This window comes from Streptomyces sp. NBC_00873, assembly GCF_045207415.1.
GTDB lineage: Bacteria > Actinomycetota > Actinomycetes > Streptomycetales > Streptomycetaceae > Streptomyces.
The window spans coordinates 4,524,495-4,548,806 of sequence record NZ_CP108803.1; the positions used below are offsets into that span (position 1 = coordinate 4,524,495).

A 24,312-nucleotide genomic window follows, 5' to 3' on the forward strand; every position below is an offset into this window, starting at 1 on the left:
ACACTGGCGCGATGCGACGTCAGACATTCGGCTCGACCGGCCGCCGGGGCGCCGTGATCGCCGCCTCGGCGGCCGTGCTGTGCCTGGGCGGCGCACTCGCCGCCTGCGGCGCCAGGGCGGGCGACGGAGACGGCTATGCGGCAGTCGGCGCGGCGGGCACCGGCCCGGAGAAGGCACCCAAGGGCGCGGTCGCCCCTTCGGGCAGGGTGACGCTGATTCCGCTGGACGGGGAGGGCGGCGGCAGCGCGGACAAGGAACCGGAGCCGGGCACCTCCGCGGCGAGCGGTGACACCGGCGGTATGGGCGGCACCGGCAGTGGTGCGGGCGACCGCACGAGCGGCGGTGCGCAGTCCTCCAGCGGATCCGGCGGCACATCCGCCGGCACCACCGGGGGCACCGCGGGTTCCGCGGGTTCCGCGGGCGGCACGGGCTCCGTCGGCAGTACAGGTGGCAGCGGTACAGGTGGCAGCGGTACCGATGGCAGCGGTACCGATGGCACGGCCTCGGGCGGCACGGGGGACGGCTCCGCAACTCCCTCCACCCCGTCCGCACCGGGGTCCACCGCGCCCGCGGGACCTGCCGCGCTGACCCTGGGCGCACCAGAGCGGGCGGCGGCCGATCACCGCTGGTGCGAGAAGGTGACTGTCGAGTTCCGCAATACCGGCGGCTCACCGGCCCGGTCGGGAACGGTCACCTTCGCCACGCACATCATCGGCGGGCTCGGGATCGACTGGGCGACCGTGGAAACGACCGCGCCGCTGCCCGCGCCGATCGACGCGGGAGCGGCGCGGGAGAAGACGTACACCGTCTGTGTGAACGCCTGGCGGGTGCCCCTGGGCATGCATGTCGAGACCCGGGACATCACCGCCGTCTGGAAGTGACGGATGGGAAGGGCGGGGTCGGGTCAGCCGAGCGCGAGCCAGGCGACCGCGCCGAGGATGACGATCACCGCGACGACGGCGACGATCACCCCGGTCTTCGGTCCGGACGACGCGGCCGGCTGCTGCCGGCGCTGCGGCTCGCCCTCGTCGACGAAGGCGCGGAACATCTGGGTGCTGCCCGCGGGGTCGTAATTGCCCTCGGGGCCCTGGGGGTTGCCATTTACCGGCGGCTGATTACGCATGGATACGTTCCCACTCGATCGGGTGAAGTGCTCGTCAGATACTGCGATATGAAGCCTGTGGAACTGTAGCGTTGACGCAGTGCAGAATGGTCCTCCGCTAAACGCTCAACCTCTCTTGCACACCAGGGACTCTGCCCGCCACGGGCTGGATCACGCGCGTGACGCGTGCCGCCACCGAGGTGCGAAAGCGGAGAACCAGGTCATCCAAGACCGTTCGGGATGGCCCGCCGGGCGCATAGCTCCTCGCGCCGGGCGCCCAGGAACGGTTGTGTGCCATGGGTCAGGACCCTAGCGGTCCGCCAGCACCTCACGCCCCCACGGGCTCCGGCCAGGCCCCGAGTGACACTCGGGCCTTATGGGGTTTCGAGGCCACCTGTGACGTATCACGCAGTGGACCGACACCCACCCCCCGCACGCTGGGCCATTGACTCGAGCCCTACACATCCTTTTGGGTTCCTTTACTTCTGCAAGGGAACTTTCGTTTGCCTGCAGCAACCAATACTTCTATGGTTGCCCTAAGCAACAAGATGCCGCGACAATCGTCTGGGGGTCCCGTGGCCGCACGGAGTCAGTACGAAGAACTGGCCCGGCAACTCAGTGCCGTCGGGTCCGTCAAACGCGGACTCGCCCGCATCCTCCCTGCTGAATGTCCTGGCGGATCCGCCGCCGTGCTGGCCCTGCTCAGCCGGCACGGCGAAATGCGGATCAGCAGACTGGCCGAGCTGATGGCCGTCGACATGTCGGTGACGAGCCGACATGTCGCCCATGTGGCCGAGCGAGGCTGGATAGAACGGTCTCCGGACCCGGCGGACAAGCGGTCCCGCATCCTGCGGCTGACCCCCGCGGGAAACGCGGTACTCGGCGACCTCAACCGGCGGACCACCGAAATGTTCGCCCACAACCTTCAGGAATGGTCCGACGACGAGGTCGGACAGCTCAACACGTTGTTGGCCCGGCTGCGTGACAGTTTCGCCTGTCGCGGTTCCGGTGGCTGCGCCCCCGGAAGGCACAGCCACGAGTGCCGCACGCGGCCCGCCGACAGCGACGACGACTCGCACACCCGTACACCCGTGTAACAGAAGCAAAGCAAAGGAACTCAATGGCTACGACCACACCAACCGGTGTGCGGGGCGGCCACGCCAAGCACGGAGGAAGCTCTTCCTCCGACGGCGCGCCGATGACACACCGGCAGATCATGGAAGCACTGGCCGGGCTGATGCTCGGCATGTTTGTCGCGATCCTGTCGTCGACCGTCGTCTCCAACGCTCTCCCCCAGATCATCTCGGACCTCGGTGGCGGGCAGTCCGCGTACACCTGGGTCGTCACGGCCTCGCTGCTCGCGATGACCGCCACCACTCCTCTGTGGGGCAAGCTCTCCGACCTGTTCAGCAAGAAGCTGCTGGTCCAGATAGCGCTCGTCATCTACGTCCTGGGCTCGGTCGTCGCGGGCATGTCGACCAGCAGCGGCATGCTCATCGCCTGCCGTGTCATCCAGGGCATCGGCGTCGGCGGTCTCTCCGCCCTCGCCCAGATCGTGATGGCCGCAATGATCGCCCCGCGCGAGCGCGGTCGCTACAGCGGATACATCGGTGCGGTGTTCGCCGTCGCCACCGTCGGCGGTCCGCTGCTCGGCGGAGTCATCACCGACACCAGCTGGATGGGCTGGCGCTGGTGCTTCTACGTCGGTGTGCCGTTCGCCGTCATCGCGCTGATCGTGCTCCAGAAGACCCTGAAGCTCCCGGTCGTCAAGCGTGAGGTCAAGGTCGACTGGACCGGCGCGTTCTTCATCAGCGCCGCCGTCTCGCTGCTGCTGCTCTGGGTGACCTTCGCGGGCGACAAGTACGACTGGCTGTCCTGGCAGACCGGCGTGATGCTCGCGGGTTCCCTGATCCTCGCCCTGCTCTTCGTCTACACCGAGTCCCGGGTCAGCGAGCCGATCATCCCGCTGCGCCTCTTCCGCAACCGCACCATCACGCTGGCCTCGCTGGCCTCGCTGTTCGTCGGTATCGCGATGTTCGCGGGCACGGTCTTCTTCAGCCAGTACTTCCAGCTGGCGCGGGGCAAGTCGCCGACGATGTCCGGCGTCATGACGATCCCGATGATCGCAGGCCTGTTCATCTCCTCGACGGTCTCCGGCCAGATCATCACGAAGACCGGCCGCTGGAAGGCCTGGCTGGTCAGCGGTGGCTTCCTGGTCACCGCCGGACTCGGGCTGCTGGGCACCCTCCGGTACGACACGGAGTACTGGCACATCGCCGTCTTCATGGCCGTGATGGGTCTCGGCATCGGCATGATGATGCAGAACCTGGTGCTCGCCACGCAGAACCAGGTCGCTCCGTCCGACCTCGGCTCGGCCAGCTCCGTCGTCACCTTCTTCCGTTCCCTCGGTGGTGCGATCGGCGTCTCGGCGCTGGGCGCCGTCATGGCGAACCGCGTCACCCACTACGTCAAGGACGGCCTCGCGGACCTCGGTCCGAAGGGCGCGGCCCTGGGCCACGGCGGCACCGGCGGCGGGGGCATCCCCGACCTGGACAAGCTGCCCGCACCGTTCCGCACGGTCGTGGAGAGCGCCTACGGGCACGGTGTCGGCGACGTCTTCCTGTACGCCGCTCCGGCCGCGCTGATCGCCTTCCTCATCACGACCTTCATCAAGGAGGTCGCGCTGAGGTCGAACGCGGCGAACGACGCCCCGGCGGAGGCCGAGGCTCCCGCCGCGGTGCTCGCCGAGGTCCCGTCCGGTGCAGCCGCGCTGGTCTCCGAGGGCGCGGCCGGGGTCACCCCGGCCGACACGCTCGAAGCTCCGGTGGCAACCGTGGACGGCACCCCGGTGAGCGGTGTGGTGCGGGGCGCCGAGGGCGCACCCGTCGCCCGGGCCGCGGTCACGCTGATCTCGCTGGACGGCCGGCAGCTGGGGCGCTCCGTCGCCCAGGCCGACGGCAGCTACCGTCTGGACGCGCCGGGCGCAGGCAGCTATGTACTGATCGCGTCCGCCGACGGCTTCCAGCCGCAGGCGTCCACCGTGGTCATCGGCGACCAGCAGCTGTCGTACGACATCCTGCTCGCCGGTACGAGCGGCCTGGCCGGGACCGTGCGGGCCGCCGGAAGCGGTGATCCGGTCGACGGCGCCATGGTCATCGTGACCGATGTGCGCGGTGATGTGCTGGCCAGCGGCAAGTCCGCCGGGACCGGCGAGTTCACCTTCGCCGAGCTGGTCCCCGGTGCGGTGACCGTCGCGGTGAACGCCGCCGGCTTCCGTCCGCTGGCGCTGCCGGTGGAGATCGGTGGCCAGGGTGTCACCCTGGTCGACGCCGTACTGCAGTCCGGTGCGCTGGTCCAGGGTGTCGTGCGGGTTGGTTCGGCCCGGCGGCCGCTGCCGGACGCCCGCGTCACGCTGGTCGACGCGGCGGGCAATGTGGTCGCCACCTCGACGACCGGGGAGGACGGGGCGTACGCCTTCGCCGACCTGGACGCGGGCGAGTACTCGGTCATCGCGACCGGCTACCCGCCGGTGGCCGGCGCACTGACCGTGGCCGGTCGCGGGGTCGACGGCCACGACATCGAGCTCGCCCACGCCGGCGAGTGATCGAGTAACGCAGACCCCTGGCGAGCAACGCCTCGAGCGGAGAGGCTGCCCCCGGTGGAAATGGGCCCCGGTGGTGGGGACGGCAGGCAGGGGACGGCCTGCCGTCCCCGCCCCGGGGCCCGACTCATTGAGGCATGGAGCAAGGAGAGAAACGGGATGGGACTTCGCGCACAGGTACGGACGCGGGACGGCTGGGCCGTCCAGCACGCGGTCGTGACGGTGACCGACATGACCGGCACCCAGGTGCTGCGAGCCGCCGCCGACGAGGACGGGGCGGTACGGACCGACGCCCTGCTCCCGGCCGGCGCGTACACGGTGATCGTGACCGCGGTCGGATATGCGCCCGCCGCGTCGACCGCCCTCGTCACGGCGAGCGGACGGGTCGAGGCCGGCACAGTGGTACTGGCCCGCCAGGGCGGCGTGGAACTGCCGCCGCCGGGCGCCTGGTCGCTGGACCCGGCGCACTGCTCGGTGGGCGCCGTCGCGCAGCATCTGGGGATCTCCAGCGTGCACGGCCGGTTCACCGAGTTCGGCGGCCGGATCGAGATCGCGGAGGAGGTCCACCGCTCCCGCGTCGACGCCGTGATCAGCGCGGCCAGCATCGACACGGGCAACGGCATGCGGGACAAGCACCTGCGCTCGCCGGACTTCCTCGACGTGGACCGGTTCCCGGAGATCACGTACCACTCGGACGGGCTCACCCCGGCCGGCCCCGACCGCTGGACCGTGCACGGCCTGCTGACCATGCGCGGCGTCGAGCGCCCGGTCGACCTGAACCTGAGCTACCTCGGCACCGGCCCCGACCCGTGGGGCGGGGTGCGCGCGGCGTTCAGCGCAACGACCGAGCTGCGCCGCGACGATTTCGCCATGAACTACAACCAGGTGGTGCAGGCGGGCATCTCGGCGATCGGCACGACGCTGCGGGTGGGGCTGGACATCCAGGCCGTGCAGGGCGAGTCCCTGCCGTCGTAGTCTGCGGACATGGCACCCGACATCGCGACCAACACTGCCGTGGAACTCGATGAGTTGCTGGCGTTCGTACGGCCCCGGCACCGGGCGATCCTGCTGACCACCCGGGCCGACGGCCGCCCCCAGGGATCCCCGCTGACGTGCGGCGTCGACGACGCCGGCCGGATCGTCGTCTCGACCTACCCCGAACGGGCGAAGACCCGGAACGCGAAGCGGGACGAGCGCGTGAGCGTGATCGTCCTGTCGGACGACTGGAACGGGCCGTGGGTGCAGATCGACGGGTCGGCCGAGGTGATCGACGCGCCCGACTCGGTCGAACCGCTCGTCGAGTACTTCCGGAACATCTCGGGAGAGCACCCGGACTGGAACGAGTACCGGGCGGCGATGGTGAAGCAGGGCAAGTCGATCATCCGGATCACCCCGGAGCGGTGGGGGCCCGTTGCCACGGGCGGCTTCCCCGCCCACCTGGCGCCCGGCAGCTGACGGCTGTTCCGGGATGAGTGGGAACGTCCTTCCGGCGCCGGGCCTGCTCGCGCGGGCCCGGCTGCCGGCCGCACCGGCCGTCGGCGCCTCCGTCGTCCGCGGCCTGGAGCGGATCACCGGCCGCCCGGTGGAACAGGGTTTCTCCGGCAAACCGGAGAAACCCTTCATCTGTTTCGGGGCCGCACTGCCGGATGCGCTGCGGGGCGGGCCGCCGGTGTGGTTCCTTGCCGGTCACGGCACTAGCGGTCCCGCATCGCCTCGATCCCCGCGATCAGCAGGTCCAGGGCGAAGGTGAAGTCCCGCTCGCGCATCTCCTCGACCGTGTCGCCGCCGCGGGCGTCCATCAGATCCTGCGACGACTCGACGATCCGGCTGAGCTGCGGCTGGGACCGGATCGCGCCCATCGCCTGCTGGAAGAACTCGTCCTGGCTGAGCCCCGCATCCGCGGAACGCTGCACGATATGGCCTTCGATGGTGCCGAATCCGTACACGAACTGAAAGACCGCGGAGAGAGCGCCCGTCTGCTGGTGCAGCGGCAGCCCGGTCGCCCGGATCACGTCCTGGACGGCGTACGAGAAGAGCATCGAGTGCGGGCCGATGTTGAGGAAATGTCCGGCGAGCGGCGACACCCAGACGTGCCGGACCAGGAGCTCCCGGTAGGTGGTGGCCAGTTCGCGGAGCCGGTCGTGCCAGTGTGCCTCCTCCCGGGGAGGCGCGATCTCGGTGTAGACCGAGTCGAGGGCCAGCTCCAGCAGGTCGTCCTTCGTGTCGACGTACCAGTAGAGGGACATCGCGGTGACGTCCAGTTCGGCGGCGAGCCGGCGCATGGAGAACTTGGCGAGACCCTCGGCGTCCAGCAGCCGGACCGACGCCGCGGTGATCCTGTCTCGGTCGAGGCCGGCCGGCTGGTCCGATTTACGGGTGCGCGACGGTGCCCGCTGATCCAGCCACACACTGGTCCTGGCAGGGTTCTTCACACGGTCGGCCGCGGACACCATGGCGCACTCTCCTCGTCTTGCCGGCGGGACGGACGGGATGACTGAACCGGATCCGTACCCCGTGCGCACGAATCGGATTCGTACAGTCCGGTACGCCCCGCCTGATGCTATGCCGCTGCCGCGGCCGAGTCTGCCTGAGTAGATTCTGCCCGCTCCGCCCGGCGCAGGAGCACGGCAGCCAGCAGCCCGCCCGCCAGCACCGCCCCCGCCCCGACCAGCTGGCTGGTCTCCAGTCCCGAGGCGAAGGCGTCGGTGATCCGCTGCCGCTCGCCGTCGTCGGTCGCCGCGGCAAGCGCCGCGGGAAGCGAGGCGGCCCCGACGGCCGCCGGCACGAGCGCCGCGAACCGCGAATTCAGCACCGCGCCGAGGACCGCGACCCCCAGACCGTTGCCGAACTCGGCGAGCGTGCCGTTGACCCCCGCACCCACCCCCGCCTTCGCCGGCGGGATGGCGCTCATGATCGCGTTGGCCATGGCCGGCATGGCGAGTGCGATGCCCGCGCCCATGACGACCAGGCCGAGCAGCATGCCGCCGTAGCCGTTGCCGCCCAGCAGGGCGATCGAGGCGAGACCCGCGGCCAGCAGGCTCATCCCGGCGGCGATCGTGACGGGCGTGCCCAGCTTGGGCACCAGCCTGGCGCCCAGGCCCATGAGGTTGAGCGCGACGACGCTCAGCGCCAGCGGAGCCGTACGCAGACCCGCCTCCAGCGGCTCGTATCCGAGGACGAACTGGAGCTGCTGGGTGAGGAGGAAGAGCGAGCCGCCCATCCCGAAGGCGACCAGGATCGCGCCCGCGACCGCCCCGATGAACTTCTGGTTCCGGAAGAAGTGCATGTCCAGCATCGGATACGGAATGTGCAGCTCCCACAGCACGAATCCGGTGAGGACCGAGACCCCGATGAACGCGGTCAGCAGCACCTGGCCCGAGGTCCAGCCGTGCTCCGGGCCGGAGATGATCGCGTATACGACGGAGGCCATGCCGATGGTGGACAGCAGCGCGCCGAGCAGGTCGGGGCGCTCACCGCGCGGGTTCTTGGACTCCGGGACGAGACGGATCACCGCGGCCAGGCCGATGACGGCAACTGGGATGTTGATCAGGAAGATCGCACCCCACCAGAAGTGGTCGAGCATCACTCCGCCGATCAGCGGTCCCACGGCGAAGCCGAGCGAGCTGACGGTCGACCAGACGCCGATCGCCTTGACCCGTTCGGTGTCGTCGAAGATCTGGACGACGACAGCAAGGGTCGTGGTCATCAGCAGCGCACCGCCGATGCCCATGCCGGCGCGGGCGGCGATCAACTGCACGGACGTCTGGGCCAGTCCGGCCACCAGCGAGCCGATACCGAACAGGGCGAGGCCGGCGACCAGCATCTTCTTGCGGCCGTAGCGGTCGGCGGAACTGCCGGCCGTGAGCAGCAGACCCGACTGGACCAGCGAATAGGCGTTGATCATCCACTGCACGTCGGCGGTGGACGCGTGCAGCTCCCGGGTGAGGGAGGGGATCGCGACGTTGAGGACGGTGTTGTCGAGCAGCACGGTGAGCTGGGCGAGGCAGATGACGCCGAGGATCAGCCAGCGTTGCGGGTGGCTCGGTGGCGAGAGGTGGTTCTGCTCGGCGGCGGTCGCCGTCATGCGGGCTCCTTGAGCTCCTGAGGTTCCTATACGGTGTACGGGGGAAGCGCTTCACACCGTAAAGCACCTCCCATACGGTGTACAAGCGACTTTCGCACGGTACGGTGCTCGACTCTGACCAACAGGGAGCCGACCAGGGCTGGAGTGGCATGTCACTGCGTCGTCGTACGGTGGAAGTCCTGATTGCCGCGAGTCTGTTGGGGGCGATCGCCGCCCCACCGGCCGGAGCTGCCGGGCATGGGCATCCGGTGCCTCTGCGCGTCGCCACGTACAACATCCATGCCGGCTCGGGCATGGACAACGTCTTCGATCTGGACCGGCAGGCGGCGGAACTCCGCTCGCTGGACGCCGATGTGATCGGACTTCAGGAGGTCGACGTCCACTGGGGCACGCGCAGCGAGTGGCGCGATGTCGCGGACGAGCTGGCAAAGCGGCTGGACATGCAGGTGTCGTTCGCCCCGATCTACAGCCTCGATCCGGAGACTCCCGGTGCGTCCCGGCGCGAGTTCGGGGTCGCGGTGCTGTCGAAGTACCGGATCGTGAGCGCCGAGAACCACGAGATCACCCGGCTCTCCACCCAGGTCCCCAGCCCCGTGCCGGAGCCCGCGCCCGGCTTCGGTGAGGTGGTCGTACGGGTGAAGGGGATGCCCGTGCATGTGTATGTGACGCACCTCGACTACCGCGGCGACCCGTCCGTACGGATCGCACAGGTCGCCGACACCCGGCGGATCATGGCGGAGGACGAGGGGCGGAAGGTGCTCCTCGGCGACTTCAACGCGGAACCGGGCGCCCCGGAACTGGCCCCGCTGTGGGAGGACCTGACCGATGCCGAACCGAATGCGCCGACCTTCCCCGCACTGGACCCGGTGAAACGGATCGACTTCGTGGCGGCGTCGAAGGACGGCGTACGGGTACGCGACGCGGCGGTGGCCGAGACACTCGCCTCGGACCACCGCCCGGTCGTCGCGGATTTGCTGCTGCTCCGGCGCTGAGGGACCGCGAAGTCAGCCGGTCGGCCGGGTCATTCGCCGGGCTTGATCAAATATCCCGCCCCGCGCCGGGTGTGAATCATCGGCGTCCGTCCGGCGTCGATCTTCTTGCGCAGATACGAGATGTACAGCTCGACGACGTTCGCCTGCCCGCCGAAGTCGTAGTTCCACACGCGGTCGAGGATCTGCGCCTTGCTCAGCACCCTTCGCGGATTGCGCATCAGGAAGCGCAGCAGCTCGAACTCGGTCGCGGTGAGGTGGATGGACGTCGTGCCCCGGCTCACCTCGTGGCTGTCCTCGTCGAGCACCAGGTCACCGACGACGAGCGTCGACTCGCTCCGTACCGTCGCCGTCCCTGACCGCCGGATCAGCCCGCGCAGCCGCGCCACGACCTCCTCCAGGCTGAACGGCTTCGTCACGTAGTCGTCGCCGCCCGCCGTGAGCCCGGCGATCCGGTCCTCCACCGAGTCGCGCGCGGTCAGGAACAGCACAGGAAACTCGGAGAGCTCCCGGCGCAGCCTGCCGAGGACCGAGAGCCCGTCCGTGTCGGGCAGCATCACATCGAGAATCACGGCGTCGGGCCGGAAATCGCGTGCCGCCCGGACGGCATCCGCACCGTCCCCGGCACTGCGCACCTCCCAGCCCTCGTAGCGCAGGGCCATGGAGAGCAGCTCGGCAAGCGGAGCTTCGTCGTCCACGACCAGCACACGGACGGGGCTGCGGTCCGGCCTCAGCAGTTCGGTACGCCCCTGGGGCGAGGTCGTCGTCATGCCTCGACGGTGCGGGACGCCTCTGAAAGAGTCCTTTCCCTATTCTGTGAATTCCCTGAGAAAGCGCGAAGTGCCCGACAGCCTCTCAGCCCCGGCCGAACAGCGCGTGCGCGTTCCCGTAGCAGACCGCCCGCAACCAGTCGTCCCCCAGCTCCAGCCGCTCCAGGGCATGCAGCTGGTGCACGTACGGGTACGGGATGTTCGGGAAGTCCGTCCCCAGCAGGATCCGGTCCCCGAGATCGGCGAGCCGCCCCCGCTCCGCCACCGGGAACGGCGTGAACTCCTCCAAGAAGTCCGTGAACGCCATCGTCGTATCGAGCCGCACCTCCGGGTACGCCTGCGCCAGCGCGAGGAACTCCGCGTACTCGGGCATCCCCATGTGTGCCACCACCAACCGCAGCCGCGGATGCCGGGCGAGCAGCCGGCCGACCGGCTCGGGGCCGGTGTACTTGCCGGGTGCGGGACCGGACCCGCAGTGCATCACCACCGGGACCCCGGCGTCGGCGAGCAGCCCCCACACGGGCTCCAGCAGCGGATCGTTGGCGTCGTACGCCCCGACCTGGACGTGCGACTTGACGACGCGTGCCCCCGCCTCGACCGCCTCGCGGACGTAACGCTCCACGCCCTCCTCGGGGAAGAGGGTCGCGGTGTGCAGGCAGTCGGGCACCCGCCGCGCGAAGTCGGCCGCCCAGCCGTTCAGCCAGGCCGCCATCCCCGCCTTGTGCGGGTAGAGCATCGAGGTGAACCGCCGCACCCCGAAGGACCGGAGCAGCGCGAGCCGTTCGTCCTCGTCGTGCCGGTAGGCGATCGGCCATTCCATGCCGGTCAGCGGTCCGGCGGAGTCGAAGTACGCCCACACCTTGCGGAGCACCTGCTCCGGCATGAAGTGCGTATGGACGTCGATCAGCCCCGGCAGCCCGAGGCGCTCCCAGAACCGCACCACGTCATTGTTCTCGCCACTCATCGCGCACTCCTCACCCGGCCCGCCCGGAGCACCGACGATCTCAGAACAGCCCGTCCTGCACGCCGCCGCCCCCGATGTCGACCACCGGCACGGTCACCCCCGACCGCGCATCGGCCCCCACCAGCTCCCACCCGGTCATCAGCCGGGTGTCCAGCACGACCACCCCGTCCGCGGTCGCCAGATGCAGATCGGGCCCGGCGGCCGCGACCAGCCGCCCGCCGGCCACCCCGCCGTCCACCAGCTCGGTCACCGCCCGCCCCACCTCGACCGGCCCGTCCAGTCCGAACACCCCTGTGTGGTCGACCGGATCGAACGGCAGCCGCTCCAGCGCCTGCGGCCATCCCGCCCCCGTCTCCAGCGCCGCCGCCCGCCCGTACAGCTCCTCGACCTCCGCGACCCGCGCGGCGGCACCCGGCAGCACGGCCCGCACGGCGCGCTTGCGTGCGTACGGGATCCGGTCCGGTACCCCCAGCGCCGCACGGAGCAGCTCCTCGGTCCGCCGCGCCGCCATCAACGGGCCGCGCCCAAGCCAGCTGAAGACCACGGCCCCCTGCTCCCGCAGCCGCGCCGCGCCGCGCTCCTCCGCGGTGATGCCGACCTTCACCATCCCGGGCCCGAACCAGGCGAGATAGACACGGTACGTCCGGGGGTCGTCGGCGATCGTGTCGGCGGCCACCGAATGCGCCCGGTCCAGCCGCGCACACTCCGGGCATCGCGCCCCGGTACTCCGCCCGGACACCAGGGCGCCCAGCGGACACACGTTCCCCCGCGCCCCCACACAGTGCCGCTCGCCCGCTGCCCGGAACCCGAGCTCCTTCCCGTACCCGAGGACACTCACCCGCGCCGAACCGGCCCCGCCCACCGCCCGGCCCTTCGCCCCGTCCTTCTGCCACCCCAGGACCGGCCCTTCTGGGGGCCATCGCAACCCGGTGCAGTGCCAGCTCATGCGTGCGATCGTAACGAGGCTCCGCGGCGGAGCGGGGATCCCGATCAACCGGCCGCGCGGGGAAGGGCGATCGGCGCACGCGGGGCCCCCGGGCGACACGGGCGACGCGATCCACTGCGTCCGGGAAGCCGAACAGCACCGGTCGAGTAGCGCAGGGACGCAGCCCACGGCCTGTCGCGCGCCGCGAGAGCCAGGATCCGGGCCATGGTCTGACCATGAACGAAATGGACCGGTTCGAGGCCTCCATGCCCCGCCTGAAGGCCATCGCCTACCGCCTCCTCGGCTCCGCGAGCGATGCCGAGGACGCCGTGCAGGACACGTTCCTGCGCTGGCAGGCCGCCGACATCGACCGTATCGAGGTCCCCGAGGCCTGGCTGACGAAGGTCCTCACCAACCTGTGCCTCAACCAGCTCACCTCGGCGCGCGCCCGGCGCGAGACCTATGTGGGCCAATGGCTGCCCGAGCCGCTGCTCGCCGGGGACCCGATGCTCGGCCCGGCCGACACCGCCGAGCAGCGCGAATCCGTCTCGTACGCGGTCCTCGCCCTCATGGAGCGCCTCTCCCCCAACGAGCGGGTGGTGTACGTGCTGCGGGAGGCCTTCGACTACCCGCACCGGCAGATCGCGGAGATCCTCGACATCACCGAGGCCGCCGGCCAGCAGATCTTCCACCGCGCCAAGAAGCACGTCGCGGACAGCAAGGCCCGCACCGAGATCGACGAGGCCGCCGCCCGGCGGATCGTCGAGGAGTTCCTCGCGGCCGCCACCAGCGGCCGGACCGAGCCGCTCGTGCGGCTGCTCACCGAAGACGCCATCTCGATCGGCGACGGCGGCGGGAAGGTCCCGGCCCGCGCCAAGGCGTTCGAGGGCGCCCTCGCGGTCGCCACATTCATGCGGGGCGTGTTCAAGCCCGGCAAGGCCAAGCGCGCCATCGTCGGCGGCTCCCCCGAGATCTACGCCACGACCGCCAACGGCGCCCCCGCCCTCGTGGCTGTCGTCGACGGCCGGGTCATCGGCGTCATGTGCCTGGAGGTCACCGCCGAGGGCATCGCCGCGTTCCGCAACCAGGTCAACCCCGACAAGCTCGAACGCGCGACCCAGCGGTGGGCGGCCGCCGACCACGGGGAACCCCTGCTAAACATCTTCTGACCGCGATGTGAGATGCGTCACATCGCGTTCTTGTCAGGAAACAGCGGGCTGCCCGGTTCAGGTGGCGAACCCGCGCGAGACAGGAGCAGGGAAATGCAGCACCGAATCATCGTCCTCGGAGCCGGATACACCGGAGCCTTCGCCGCCGGTCGCCTCGCCAAGCGGCTGCGCCGCGAGGACGTCGCCATCACCCTCGTCAACGCCGAGCCCGACTTCGTCGAGCGCGTCCGGATGCACCAGCTGGCGGTCGGCCAGAACCTCAAGCCCCGGCCCTTCAGCGAGATGTTCGCGGGCACCGGCGTCGAACTGAAGCTCGCGAAGGTCACCCGTGTCGACGTCGGCCGCAAGACTGCCGCCGTCATCGACGCGAACGGCGCCGAGGAGCTCGAGTACGACAGCCTCGTGTACGCCCTCGGCAGCGGCTGGAACACCCAAGGCGTCCCCGGCACCGCCGAGCACGCCCACGAGATCACCGGCCGCCCCGGAGCGCTCCGGCTGCGCAAGCGCCTGGCCGGCCTGGACGCCGGACAGCCCGTGGTCGTCGTCGGCGGCGGCCTCACCGGCCTGGAGGCCGCGACCGAGATCGCCGAGGCCCGCCCGGACCTCGATATCGCCCTCGCCGCCCGCGGCGGGCTCGGCGACTGGCTCTCGCCCCAAGGCCGCCGGCACCTGCGGAAGGTCTTCGGCAAGCTCGGCATCACCGTGCACGAGCACACCGCCGTCACCGGCGTGGAGGCCGACCGCGTCACCACCGCCGACGGCACGTCCGTCCCGGCCGCGGTCACCGTGTGGACCACCGGCTTCGCGGTCCACCCGATCGCGAAGGCCACCGCTCTGGAGGTCACCGGCACAGGCCAGATCGTGGTCGACGGGACCATGCGCTCGGTCTCGCACCCGGACGTGTACGCCATCGGCGACGCGGCCATGGCCATGGGCCCAGGCGACAAGCCGCTGCGGATGTCGTGCGCCTCGGGCATCCCCACCGCGTGGCAGGCCGCCGACGCCATCGCGGCACGCCTGACCGGCGGGAAGCTCCCGAACGCGCCGCTCCGCTACTTCAACCAGTGCATCTCACTGGGCCGCAGGGAAGGCGTGATCCAGTCCGTCACCGCCGACGACCGCGCCGTCCGGGCGGCCCTGACCGGACGGCTCGCCGCCGTCTGCAAGGAGCTGGCCTGCAAAGGCGCGACCTGGGGCGTCGCCAACCCGACGCTCGGGATGCCGACCCGGCGCCGCCGCGTCGTGCAGGAGGGGGCCCGGGCGGGCTCGGCCGTCAAGGCGTCGGCCTGACCCGGCCGTGCTTCTGCGGGCCTTGGACGACAACTCGGGCGCCGGCCCGGACAGGTGGGTGAAGCCGCGCAGGTCGGCCGCCATAGTCACGGGGCCCCAGGCACCGCGAAGGGTCACTGCGGATTCCGGCTCGCCGATTCGAACTGGGCGCTCGCCCTGGCCTCCTGGCCTCAGCTCCCTTTTGCTCCACAGCCCGTCAAACACTGCCGTCAACGCAAAAACCGGAGGCCCTCAGGATTTCTCCTGAGGGCCTCCGGCCTGCTGTGCACTCGGCAGGATTCGAACCTGCAACCTTCTGATCCGTAGTCAGATGCTCTATCCGTTAAGCTACGAGTGCTTGGCGTTCCGGGCTTTTCTGCCTGGTCGGCGTTGCGGGAACAACATTACATGACCTGCGCCGTCACGCGAAATCCATTACCCAAACCGCCCCTGACCTGCAGAAACGCCATGTTGGGCCACCTCTGCACGCGCCGTCGCGGATGCGCGCCCCATCCGGATACGACTGAAGCCCCGGCCAGTGGCACGGGGCTTCAGTGATCAAGCGGAGGCGGAGGGATTTGAACCCTCGATGGGCTTTAAGACCCAAACCGCATTAGCAGTGCGGCGCCATAGACCGGACTAGGCGACGCCTCCAGCACACCCCGCGCGAACGCGAGTGGTGCGTGCAGATGATGACACAGCCGAGTGCTGCCTCACCAATCGCCGCCTACGGTACTAGGCCGTCGGCCGCCAGGGCAAAGTCTTCGGGTTGCGCAACGCCGGGGCATGCGGAGCGTTAGTGATGACGGGGTACCGCCTCTCCGTCTTCCACACGTCCACAGGAGCCCGCATGCTGCGCCGCCTCGCCCTCACCGCCGTCACATCCTTCGCCGTGCTGTCAGCCGCCGCACCGGCCGCGACCGCTGCCACCGGCCGCCTTCCGCTGCCCCTCCCGCTGCCGGTACCGGCGCTCCAGGGCGACGACAGCGCCCGGAAGACCCAGCTGACGGTCACGGTCTCGAATTCCGGAGACCGCGCCGCCGACGGCGTGTACGAACTGATGTGCCTCCCCGCCGGCGGCAGCCACCCGGTGGCGCAGCAGGCGTGCGACCGGCTCGCGGAGCTGGGGGAGCCCACGGGTGACGGCAGAAACCCCTTCCGTCCGATGCCCACCGGCACCATGTGCACCCAGCAGTTCGGCGGATCGGCCACGGCCCGGGTCACCGGGACCTGGCACGGGCAGCGTGTCGACGCCGCCTTCGACCGGACCAACGGATGCGAGATCGCACGATGGAACAACCTGCGGCCGGTGCTCCCGAATGTCCGGTGACCCGGGGTGGCCGGGGCCGTCACGGGACACGTCAGGGGCAGGGGTCGTACACGGTATGCACAGAACCTTGGTGAGAGCTCCCCCCTATCCGCCGCCGGATGCCCCTTCCCTGCCTTTAGACTCCTCCAGTGACAGCCTGCGGCCCGAGGGGCAAGATGGGGCCCGCTGTCGGCAAGGTGCGGTAACCAGGGAGGAAGCGTCGTCGTGAGCAGCAGGCCATCCCGAGGCGCTGCTCGCCTCGCAGCCATACTCGACGCCCTCCCTGACGGGCTGCTGCTCGTCAATTGCAACGGCACGGTCGTCAACGCCAACACCATCGCCCTCGAAATGTTCGAGACGCCGGGCACCGCGCTCGTCGGTCGCGGACTCCTCGATCTGCTTCCGGAGTTCGACTCCAAGCTGATCCCGGGGTCGATGCGCAGGCCCGAGGCGGCGGACGAGCGGGGCCGGACGAAGCCAACGCGGATGATCGCGCGGCGGACCGACGGCAACGAGTACCCGGTCGAGGTCACCAGCGCCAGCCTGGAGGACGGGCAGGCCGCGTACAACGACTTCCAGGCCGGCTACAACGGCAGCTACACGGGCGACGAGCTGCTGATGCTCGTCGTACGGGATCTGTCGGGCACCGTCGACACCGAGGCCGAGCTGGCCCGTTCGCAGCGGCAGACCGAGATGATCCTGCGGGCCGCGGCCGAGGGGGTCGTCGGCACGGACACCGACGGCCGGGTCGTCCTGGTCAACCCCGCCGCCGCGCAGATCCTCGGCTTCCGCGCCAGCGACCTGGGCGGCCAGGAGCTGCATCCGCTGATCCTGCACTCGCGTGCGGAGGGCGAGCCGTTCCCGTACGAGGAGTCGCCGCTCGCCGACACGCTCAAGTCCGGTCGCAAGCACCGGGTGCGCGGGCAGGTGCTGTGGTCCAAGAGCGGCGCGCAGGTGCCGGTCGATCTGACGACCGCGCCCGTCCGGGACGGGGACCAGCTGGTCGGTGCGGTGATGACGTTCACCGACCGCCGGCCGTACGAGGAACTCGCCAACGAGCACACGGCGCAGCTGACCGAGCTGACCGAGAGCCACACTGCCGAGGTCACCCGGCTGACCGAGGAGCACACCGCCGAGGTCACCGGGCTGACCGAACGGCATGCCGCCGAGGTCACCGGGCTGACCGAACGGCATGCCGCCGAGCTGGCCGACCGGACCGAGCGGTCCGCGGCCGAGTCGGAGGAGCTGACCGAGCGGCTCGCACAACTGACCGCCCGGCACGCGCAGCTGACCGCTGTCCTCGGCGAGTCGCTGCGCGGGCCGCTGGAGGAGCTGCGCGGCGAGCTCTCGACGCTCGCCGCCGACCCGGCGGGCCAGCTGTGGCCCGAGGCCAACCAGATCCTGCACCACCTGGCCGCCGGCTACGCCCGGATGACGACGCTCGTCGACAACGTGCTCGGCTACCAGCGTCTCGACAGCGGGACGGAGGTGCTGGTCAAGGAGAAGGTGCTGCTCGACTCGGTCGTGACGGCCGGTATCGACGGCGCTGTGGAACTGATCGGTCCGGGGCGCGCGCAGTTCGCTGTGCACGCACCGCCGATCGAGGCCGAGGTGGACGCGCGGCAGCTGGTGACGGCGCTCGCCCACCTGGTCGCGGACGTCGCCGGGATCGACTCGACCGGCAAGGCGCGGATGGTGCCGGGCGGCGGCTACGTCGACTCGACAGTGGTCGTGGCGGCGGCGCAGCGCGGTGAGGTCGTACGGATCGAGGTGCGCGGACCGTTCGCCGGGGGCGACCCGGTGCACGAGCCGATCGTGCGCGGGATCGTACGGGCGCACGGCGGCGTGCTGCAGACGCACGAGATGCCGGGGATGAGCGGCAGCGCGTACGTCCTCGAAGTGCCGCTGGGCGCGGGTGCGGGGACCGTACTCCCGCCACAGACGCCTCTTGTTCCGGCTGCGCCCGAGGAGACCGGGCAGCAGCAGGGGACGCCGGGCGGCGGACGGCGCAGGGCGCGACGCGCGTCGACGGACGCCTTCCTGGAGAGCCCGGTGGGCGGTCGGACGGCCGCTGCGGGGGCCGAGTCCGGTGACACCGCTGCGGCGGAGCCGACGGGGCGGCGCAGGGCGCGTCGTGAAGCGGCGGCGCAGGACGAGCACGGCGGGCAGCAGGCTCAGCAGCCGACCGCACAGCAGCCCCAGCAGTCGCCCCACGAGCTCATCCCGGCCCAGCAGGGCGAGGGATCCGGTCGCAGGCGGGGACGGCCCAGCCCGGCCGAGACGGGCACCGGTCAGCGCGTGGAGCAGCCGGGGCAGGCGTTGGCGCTGCCCGCGGCTGCGGCGCCGTCCGAGGGGTCGGTGGTGACAGCGGCCGAGGGCGCTCAGGGCGTGGGCAGCCGTCCGCAGCGTGGGCAGACCGTACCGCCGCAGGGCGTGCCCGCCGAGGCGCCCGTGCCGGTGCCCTCGGGCGGTGGACGGGCACGCCAGGGCAACGAGAACCAGCTGGCCCTCCCGGCCCTCGCATCTGCCCCGGCGCAGGACCGGACCGCGTCCCGGACCGGCCGACCGCAGACACCACAGGGTCAGCAGACCGAGCAGACCGAGCATCAAGTGCAGCAGCAGCCGACCGGGCGACGTGCCCGCCGGGCGCTGGCGGCCGCGCAGGACCGCGCCGCCGCGGCCGAACCGGTGGGGCCGCGTACCGCATTCGCCCTCCCGCCCGCCGATGCCGACCGGATCCCGCCCACGGCCGGTGCGGCGGACGCCTCGCTGCCCGGACGCCATGACGCCGCGGGAACGCCCCAGGACAACCACCACACGCCGCCGCAGGAACACCCCGCACCGACCGGGCGCCGCCGTGCCCGTCACGCCCCGGACGCGCCCCAGCAGCAGCCTGAACAGCCGGAACCCGCGCAGCAGCCCATGCAGCCCCAGCAGCCCGGCGGCCGGCCGGAGAACGGCACCTCGGGACAGGGCCTGGCCGCCCCGAACGCCCCCGGCAACGACCTGCCCCGGCCCGGAACGGGGCACACCACCGGCACCACGGCCACCACTGCCCCGGCCGGCCCGGCGGAGAGCCGTCCGGGCGCCATCGCGCCCGAGCCCGCTCCCGTGGCCGAGCCGGCGCCGGACCCCCGGCGACAGCCGCTGCCCGCCGAGGCACCGATGCCCGCGTCGGCGCCGGTGTCTGCTGCCGCACCCGCCTCCACCGACTCGACGCAGGGGCGCGCGTTCAGCGTGCGGACCCTCGGACAGGGCGTGCCGTTCTCCCAGCACCTCGCACACCAGCAGAACCAGACGCTCGGCGGTGCCGGGCGTCGGCGTAAGCTCGCCGCCCCACCCGGCGACGAGCGCGCCGCGGAGCCCGCCCTGCCGCAGCCGGCCACCGCACCGGCCGCCGCCCCCCAGCCCGGCACCGCGCCCACCACCAGTGCCTCCGGGCAGCTGCTCTCCGCCCCGGCCGCCGAGGGGCGTGCGTACGCCATAGGGGCACCCGACGAGGGCGCCGAAGGTCCGGAGCCGCTGGACGGCCCGGGCGGCGCGGTCGAGGTCGCCAACCGTCCATCGCCGCAGCCGGTCGACGACGAGCTCCCCCCGGAACCGCTGGACAACCCGCGCCGACTGCTCGTCTGGCCCGCGCCCGACGTCTCCACCCAGCAGGCGCTGAGCGACCGCGGCTACCGGCCGGTGATCGTGCACTCCCGCGAGGAGGTGGACGCCCAGATCGCAGCGTTCCCCGCCGCGCTCTTCGTGGACCCGCTGACCGGGCCGATCACGCGTACGGCGCTGCAGTCGCTGCGCCAGGCGGCCGTGGCGGCCGAGGTTCCGGTGCTGGTGACGGCCGGTCTGGGGCAGGCCTCGCGGGAAGCGGCGTACGGTGCCGACCCCGCGGTGCTCCTCAAGGCGCTCGCCCCCCGCGACAGCGAGCAGCACCCGCCGCGGGTACTGCTGATCGAGGAGCACGAGGAAATCGCGGTAGCGCTGACGGCGACGCTGGAACGCCGCGGCATGCAGGTCGCGTGCGCCTCGACCGACAGCGAGGCGGTCTCCCTCGCCACCCGGATGCGGCCGAATCTGGTGGTGATGGACCTGATGCAGGTACGCCGCCGCCGAGCCGGAATCGTCGACTGGCTGCGCGCGAACGGCCAGCTCAACCGGACCCCGCTGGTCATCTATACCTCGGCCGACATCAACCGGGCGGAGCTGCCGAGGCTCAGCTCCGGCGAGACCGTGCTCTTCCTGGCGGAACGCTCGACGAGCGAAGAGGTCCAGTCCCGCATCGTCGACCTGCTGGCGAAGATCGGCACGAACTGAGGCAGTTGTCGTCGCCGACGACGGGCGAGGGCGGTACGGGACTTCCCGCACCGCCCTCGGGTCTTTCGTTCGGATCATGCCGGGCCCCGCGAGCCAGGCATGATCCGAACGAAAGACCCCAGCCGTCAGCGCACCGCTCAGAGCTGCGTGATGTCCAGCTCGCCCGCCGCGTACTGCTTGCGGATCACCTTCTTCAAGAACCTGCATTTACCACCGTAGTTGTGCGGTAGCCCCCTGCTCTGCGATCACTATTCGCCCTGGTGAGAAGCGGGTTGTGGTACGTTCGGCGTCGCCGTTTACTGCTGCGAACTGAGGAGGTGAGACCGATCAACGCTGTGACAGGTCGGGGCTCCCTCCCTCGCATGGCCTAGGGAGCGCCCGCAGAAGGCATCCCGAAAGGCTTGAAACGCGAATGCGCTTCACCTCCCAGACGTCGTCCGACGGCGTCACCGAAAAGCTCTTCACCTTCCCCTTCCCCTTCGGTGAGATCCCCGGCGTGCTGTGGACGCCGGACGGCGCCGCCGGAACCCGTCCCCTGATCCTGATGGGACACGGCGGCGGCCAGCACAAGAAGGCCCCCGGCATCGTGGCGCGCGCACGCCGCTTCGCGGCCGAGTGCGGTTTCGCGGTGGCGGCCGTCGACGCGCCCGGCCACGGCGACCGGCCGCGCACCGAGGAACTGGACCGGCTCATCTCCGAGATGCGGGCCCGGGCACAGACCGGCGGGGACGTGACTTCGCTGGTAGCCGGTCTCCACACGTTCCTCGCCGACCAGAGCGTCCCGGAATGGCGGACGGTCCTGGACGCGGTCCAGGAACTCGACCACGTCGGCGCCGGTCCGGTGGGCTACTGGGGGATGTCGCTGGGCTGCGGCCTCGGCGTTCCGTTCGTCGCCGCCGAGCCCCGCGTCCGCGCGGCGGTGCTGGGTCTGAACGGGGCGGAGACCTCGGCCGAGGCCGCCGCGCGGATCACCGTCCCGCTGGAGTTCCTGCTGCAGTGGGACGACGAGAGGGTGTCACGGGCAGCGGCTCTGGCGCTGTTCGACGCCTTCGCCTCAACCGAGAAGACGCTGCACGCCAACCCCGGCAAGCACGGAGATGTCCCGGCGTTCGAGCTGGACAGCACGCTGCGTTTCTTCGCCCGTCACCTGGCCTGATACCCCTGTTGTCCGCGACGTGCTGATCGGGTTCCGCTCCCGATCAGCGCGTTCAGCGCACACTGGCCAGCGTGGCCGACAGCTTTCAGGCTCGGGAGACCGACGATGACGAAGGCCGCAGGCTGCTGCGGATCATGCGACGTGGGACCAGGTCGGTGGTGACCTGGCACCGGGTACTTCACCATCTGATCGGTTCCAAGGTTCCGCCCGCGCACTGCGGGCATGGCACTTTGGATGTGTAGCGGCAGGTGCGGCATCCCTCGAAGCCGCAGCATTCGGGGCACCAGATGCCGCGCCATCCGGCGCACAGACCGCAATATGACGCGACCAAGGGCGGGAGCCTGTTGGTCCGTTGTACGGGCTTGGAATTCGCGCTACGCCGCCGCCGGGGCTTGGCCGGCGCGGCCACCCGAGGATGCTTGGGAGCGCTCGAAGAGTGGCACGTACGGCTCTTGGAGTCGGCGCAGTCCCGTGCGCTGTAGGCGTCGCCATTCGACGTACATGGACTCAGCGGAGCGAGAAGCGGCGATCAGGTCGGCCGCTTGGTCATCAGCTCCGCAGCAAGGACTTCTACGCAGCGGCCCTTGCGACGTATGCGTGATCGCGTCAAGGGCGTGGTTCAGGAGGAGCGGCAAGAGCCCCCGGCGGACGCCAGGGGCTCCCTGAAGGCGACGACCACGGGCCCCGAGTGGGTGCCCGGTGAGGTCAGTCGACCCTGGTCACGTCGAGCTCGCCCAACCTATGTGCTTCACGGATAACCTTCTTGTCGAACTTGCCGACGCTGGTCTTCGGCACCGCCGGAATGATCGACCAGCGCTCCGGCAGCTGCCACTTGGCTATGCCGGACTCGGCGAGGAACGCCTTCAGCGCCTCGTATTCCGCGATTGCGCCGTCCTTGAGAACGACGGTCGCCAGCGGACGCTCGCCCCACTTCTCGTCCGGGACCGCGATGACGGCGGCCTCGGCCACATCCGGGTGCGCCATCAGGGCATTTTCCAGCTCGACGCTGGAAATCCACTCGCCGCCGGACTTGATGACGTCCTTGGCGCGGTCGGTGAGGGTGAGGAAGCCGTCCTCGCTGATGACGCCGACGTCACCGGTCTTCAGCCAGCCGTCCTCGCTGAACTTGTCCTCGGGGCGCAGCGCCTCGCCGTCCGCGCCGCCGTAGTACGCACCGGCGATCCAGGGACCGCGGACCTCCAGCTCACCGGCCGACCCCCCGTCCCAGGGCAGATGCTCTCCGCCGGGGCCGACCAGTCGCGCCTCGACTCCGGCCGGGAATCGTCCCTGGGTGATGCGGTAGGGCCACTCCTGCTCCGCGGTCAGCCCGGCGGGCGGGTTCGCCATCGTGCCGAGCGGCGACGTCTCGGTCATGCCCCAGGCGTGGCAGAGACGGACGCCCAGCTTGTCGTACGCCTCCATGAGGGAGGGCGGACAGGCGGCGCCGCCGATGGTGACGCGGGCCATCGACGTCAGATCGCGCGGGTTGGCGGTGACCTCGGCGAGCAGCCCCTGCCAGATGGTGGGAACGGCGGCGGCGTGGCTCGGCTTCTCGCGCTCGATCATGTCCGCGAGCGGGGCGGGCTGCAGGAACCGGTCCGGCATCAGCATGTTGACGCCGGACATGAACGTCGCGTGCGGCAGGCCCCACGCGTTGACGTGGAACTGGGGGACGACCACCAGCGTGGTGTCCTTGTCGGTCAGCCCCATCGACTCCGACATGTTGACCTGCATGGAGTGCAGGTAGACGGAGCGGTGGGAGTAGACGACGCCTTTGGGGTCACCAGTGGTGCCGGAGGTGTAGCACATGGCGGCGGCCTGACGTTCGTCCAGCTCCGGCCAGTCGTAGCTGGCCGGGCGGCCGGCGATCAGCTCCTCGTAGTCGTGCACCCGCGGCGCGGCGCCGTCGAGCACGGAACGGTCACCGGGCCCGGCGACGACCACATGCTCGATCGACGTCAGCTGCGGGAGGAGCGGCGCGAGGAGCGGCAGCAGCGAGCCGTTGACGATGACGACCTTGTCGTCGGCGTGCTTGACGATCCAGATCAGCTGCTCGGCGGGGAGCCGCAGGTTGAGCGTGTGGAGCACGGCACCCATGGAGGGGATCGCCAGGTACGCCTCGACATGCTCGGCGTTGTTCCACATGAGGGTCGCGACCCTCTGGTCGCCGACGACACCGAGCTCGTCGCGCAGGGCGTGGGCGAGCTGCGTGGCACGGCGCCCCACCTCGGCGAAGCTTCGCCGCTGCGGCTCGGGCTCGCCGGTCCAGGTCGTGACCTGCGACTTCCCGTGGATCGTCATCCCATGCGTCAGGATGCGGGTGACAGTCAGCGGTACGTCCTGCATGGTGCTCAGCACGGCGTCCTCCCGGTGGGCGCTACGCGGCAGTAAGGTTCCGCTGATTCTGCGCACATACCAAGTGGTATGTCACTAGTCCCGGGCATACGAATCGGTGTCTGTCGACTTCTCCTGCACGCATCGGCGGAGCGTCCGGGGCACGGAATCCCGGGATAGAGGACCGGAATCCGCCGGTGACCTGGATGTCTTCCATGCACTCGTCAACTTCGACGGGCCTGGTCGCCGACGAGCGGGGTCACGAACTCACGAGCTCACGGACTGGCCGGATCGCGGGCTCACGCGGGCTCACCGGCTTAGACCGG

Annotated in this window: 19 protein-coding genes, 2 tRNA genes and 1 pseudogene; 12 read left to right on the plus strand and 10 right to left on the minus strand. The window is 70.7% G+C overall.

What is annotated here, in order from left to right; all coding sequences use genetic code 11:
* The first annotated feature begins 11 nt into the window (after nucleotides 1-11).
* On the plus strand, nucleotides 12-881 hold the full coding sequence (locus tag OH809_RS20830) for a hypothetical protein (RefSeq protein ID WP_406421007.1): 870 nt from the start codon (nucleotides 12-14) through the stop codon (nucleotides 879-881).
* A 23-nt stretch (nucleotides 882-904) separates the two neighbouring features.
* Here the strand turns inward: OH809_RS20830 and OH809_RS20835 are convergent, their stop codons facing one another.
* Nucleotides 905-1,123 (minus strand): hypothetical protein, encoded by a 219-nt coding sequence (locus OH809_RS20835; RefSeq protein ID WP_266983534.1) that lies wholly within the window; start codon nucleotides 1,121-1,123, stop codon nucleotides 905-907.
* Nucleotides 1,124-1,677: 554 nt separating this feature from the next.
* On the opposite strand from OH809_RS20835, the gene OH809_RS20840 reads away from it, so the two are divergent.
* From OH809_RS20840 to OH809_RS20855, 4 genes are all read left to right on the plus strand, one after another.
* Nucleotides 1,678-2,199 (plus strand): MarR family winged helix-turn-helix transcriptional regulator, encoded by a 522-nt coding sequence (locus OH809_RS20840; RefSeq protein WP_406421006.1) that lies wholly within the window; start codon nucleotides 1,678-1,680, stop codon nucleotides 2,197-2,199.
* Nucleotides 2,200-2,222: 23 nt separating this feature from the next.
* Nucleotides 2,223-4,706, plus strand: a complete 2,484-nt coding sequence (locus OH809_RS20845) for an MFS transporter (protein WP_406421005.1) — start codon at nucleotides 2,223-2,225, stop codon at nucleotides 4,704-4,706.
* A 156-nt stretch (nucleotides 4,707-4,862) separates the two neighbouring features.
* Entirely contained in the window at nucleotides 4,863-5,678 is an 816-nt protein-coding gene (locus tag OH809_RS20850; protein WP_406421004.1) for a YceI family protein, read from the plus strand.
* Nucleotides 5,679-5,687: 9 nt separating this feature from the next.
* Nucleotides 5,688-6,158 carry a PPOX class F420-dependent oxidoreductase gene (locus OH809_RS20855; protein ID WP_406421003.1) on the plus strand — a complete coding sequence of 157 codons (471 nt, stop codon included), beginning with the start codon at nucleotides 5,688-5,690 and terminating at the stop codon, nucleotides 6,156-6,158.
* 239 nt (nucleotides 6,159-6,397) lie between these two features.
* Here OH809_RS20855 and OH809_RS20860 read toward each other — a convergent pair whose 3' ends face one another.
* Entirely contained in the window at nucleotides 6,398-7,156 is a 759-nt protein-coding gene (locus OH809_RS20860; protein WP_406421002.1) for a TetR/AcrR family transcriptional regulator, read from the minus strand.
* 107 nt (nucleotides 7,157-7,263) lie between these two features.
* Entirely contained in the window at nucleotides 7,264-8,787 is a 1,524-nt protein-coding gene (locus OH809_RS20865; protein ID WP_406421001.1) for an MFS transporter, read from the minus strand.
* Between the two features lie 149 nt (nucleotides 8,788-8,936).
* Here OH809_RS20865 and OH809_RS20870 point away from each other — a divergent pair, with 149 nt between their 5' ends.
* Nucleotides 8,937-9,779: an endonuclease/exonuclease/phosphatase family protein gene (locus OH809_RS20870; protein ID WP_406421000.1), complete on the plus strand. Its 843-nt coding sequence runs from the start codon at nucleotides 8,937-8,939 to the stop codon at nucleotides 9,777-9,779.
* 29 nt (nucleotides 9,780-9,808) lie between these two features.
* Here OH809_RS20870 and OH809_RS20875 read toward each other — a convergent pair whose 3' ends face one another.
* From OH809_RS20875 to OH809_RS20885, 3 genes are all read right to left on the minus strand, one after another.
* The gene (locus OH809_RS20875; protein ID WP_406420999.1) at nucleotides 9,809-10,546 is read right to left on the minus strand and encodes a response regulator transcription factor; all 738 of its coding nucleotides are present in this window, start codon (nucleotides 10,544-10,546) and stop codon (nucleotides 9,809-9,811) included.
* Between the two features lie 85 nt (nucleotides 10,547-10,631).
* Nucleotides 10,632-11,510 carry an amidohydrolase family protein gene (locus tag OH809_RS20880; protein ID WP_406420998.1) on the minus strand — a complete coding sequence of 293 codons (879 nt, stop codon included), beginning with the start codon at nucleotides 11,508-11,510 and terminating at the stop codon, nucleotides 10,632-10,634.
* Between the two features lie 40 nt (nucleotides 11,511-11,550).
* Complete coding sequence (locus OH809_RS20885; protein WP_406420997.1) at nucleotides 11,551-12,456, minus strand: DUF2797 domain-containing protein; 906 nt, start codon at nucleotides 12,454-12,456, stop codon at nucleotides 11,551-11,553.
* Nucleotides 12,457-12,671: 215 nt separating this feature from the next.
* Here OH809_RS20885 and sigJ point away from each other — a divergent pair, with 215 nt between their 5' ends.
* Nucleotides 12,672-13,604 carry an RNA polymerase sigma factor SigJ gene (gene sigJ / locus OH809_RS20890; RefSeq protein WP_406420996.1) on the plus strand — a complete coding sequence of 311 codons (933 nt, stop codon included), beginning with the start codon at nucleotides 12,672-12,674 and terminating at the stop codon, nucleotides 13,602-13,604.
* 93 nt (nucleotides 13,605-13,697) lie between these two features.
* On the plus strand, nucleotides 13,698-14,894 hold the full coding sequence (locus tag OH809_RS20895) for an NAD(P)/FAD-dependent oxidoreductase (RefSeq protein ID WP_406420995.1): 1,197 nt from the start codon (nucleotides 13,698-13,700) through the stop codon (nucleotides 14,892-14,894).
* Nucleotides 14,895-15,158: 264 nt separating this feature from the next.
* Here the strand turns inward: OH809_RS20895 and OH809_RS20900 are convergent.
* Together OH809_RS20900 and OH809_RS20905 are read right to left on the minus strand one after the other, a co-directional pair.
* Nucleotides 15,159-15,231 (minus strand) — tRNA-Arg (locus tag OH809_RS20900).
* Nucleotides 15,232-15,436: 205 nt separating this feature from the next.
* Nucleotides 15,437-15,527, minus strand: a tRNA-Ser gene (locus tag OH809_RS20905).
* 196 nt (nucleotides 15,528-15,723) lie between these two features.
* On the opposite strand from OH809_RS20905, the gene OH809_RS20910 reads away from it, so the two are divergent.
* From OH809_RS20910 to OH809_RS20925, 4 genes are all read left to right on the plus strand, one after another.
* On the plus strand, nucleotides 15,724-16,203 hold the full coding sequence (locus OH809_RS20910) for an SSI family serine proteinase inhibitor (protein WP_406425075.1): 480 nt from the start codon (nucleotides 15,724-15,726) through the stop codon (nucleotides 16,201-16,203).
* Between the two features lie 204 nt (nucleotides 16,204-16,407).
* Nucleotides 16,408-20,496 (plus strand): PAS domain-containing protein, encoded by a 4,089-nt coding sequence (locus OH809_RS20915; protein ID WP_406515441.1) that lies wholly within the window; start codon nucleotides 16,408-16,410, stop codon nucleotides 20,494-20,496.
* Between the two features lie 412 nt (nucleotides 20,497-20,908).
* A complete protein-coding gene (locus OH809_RS20920) occupies nucleotides 20,909-21,652 on the plus strand; it encodes a dienelactone hydrolase family protein (RefSeq protein ID WP_406420993.1) in 744 nt (247 codons plus the stop codon).
* Between the two features lie 71 nt (nucleotides 21,653-21,723).
* A complete protein-coding gene (locus OH809_RS20925) occupies nucleotides 21,724-21,894 on the plus strand; it encodes a hypothetical protein (protein WP_406420992.1) in 171 nt (56 codons plus the stop codon).
* Between the two features lie 174 nt (nucleotides 21,895-22,068).
* Here OH809_RS20925 and OH809_RS20930 read toward each other — a convergent pair.
* Together OH809_RS20930 and OH809_RS20935 are read right to left on the minus strand one after the other, a co-directional pair.
* Nucleotides 22,069-22,212, minus strand: a pseudogene (locus tag OH809_RS20930) (transcriptional regulator); the annotation flags it as partial.
* Between the two features lie 145 nt (nucleotides 22,213-22,357).
* The gene (locus tag OH809_RS20935) at nucleotides 22,358-24,010 is read right to left on the minus strand and encodes a long-chain fatty acid--CoA ligase (protein ID WP_406420991.1); all 1,653 of its coding nucleotides are present in this window, start codon (nucleotides 24,008-24,010) and stop codon (nucleotides 22,358-22,360) included.
* Nucleotides 24,011-24,312 lie beyond the last annotated feature (302 nt).

Coding starts and splice junctions, on each gene's coding strand:
- OH809_RS20830 (WP_406421007.1), top strand. CDS start 12: ATGCGACGTCAGACATTCGGCTCGACCGGCCGCCGGGGCGCCGTGATC.
- OH809_RS20835 (WP_266983534.1), bottom strand. CDS start 1,123: ATGCGTAATCAGCCGCCGGTAAATGGCAACCCCCAGGGCCCCGAGGGC.
- OH809_RS20845 (WP_406421005.1), top strand. CDS start 2,223: ATGGCTACGACCACACCAACCGGTGTGCGGGGCGGCCACGCCAAGCAC.
- OH809_RS20850 (WP_406421004.1), top strand. CDS start 4,863: ATGGGACTTCGCGCACAGGTACGGACGCGGGACGGCTGGGCCGTCCAG.
- OH809_RS20855 (WP_406421003.1), top strand. CDS start 5,688: ATGGCACCCGACATCGCGACCAACACTGCCGTGGAACTCGATGAGTTG.
- OH809_RS20860 (WP_406421002.1), bottom strand. CDS start 7,156: ATGGTGTCCGCGGCCGACCGTGTGAAGAACCCTGCCAGGACCAGTGTG.
- OH809_RS20865 (WP_406421001.1), bottom strand. CDS start 8,787: ATGACGGCGACCGCCGCCGAGCAGAACCACCTCTCGCCACCGAGCCAC.
- OH809_RS20870 (WP_406421000.1), top strand. CDS start 8,937: ATGTCACTGCGTCGTCGTACGGTGGAAGTCCTGATTGCCGCGAGTCTG.
- OH809_RS20875 (WP_406420999.1), bottom strand. CDS start 10,546: ATGACGACGACCTCGCCCCAGGGGCGTACCGAACTGCTGAGGCCGGAC.
- OH809_RS20880 (WP_406420998.1), bottom strand. CDS start 11,510: ATGAGTGGCGAGAACAATGACGTGGTGCGGTTCTGGGAGCGCCTCGGG.
- OH809_RS20885 (WP_406420997.1), bottom strand. CDS start 12,456: ATGAGCTGGCACTGCACCGGGTTGCGATGGCCCCCAGAAGGGCCGGTC.
- sigJ (WP_406420996.1), top strand. CDS start 12,672: ATGAACGAAATGGACCGGTTCGAGGCCTCCATGCCCCGCCTGAAGGCC.
- OH809_RS20895 (WP_406420995.1), top strand. CDS start 13,698: ATGCAGCACCGAATCATCGTCCTCGGAGCCGGATACACCGGAGCCTTC.
- OH809_RS20910 (WP_406425075.1), top strand. CDS start 15,724: ATGCTGCGCCGCCTCGCCCTCACCGCCGTCACATCCTTCGCCGTGCTG.
- OH809_RS20920 (WP_406420993.1), top strand. CDS start 20,909: ATGCGCTTCACCTCCCAGACGTCGTCCGACGGCGTCACCGAAAAGCTC.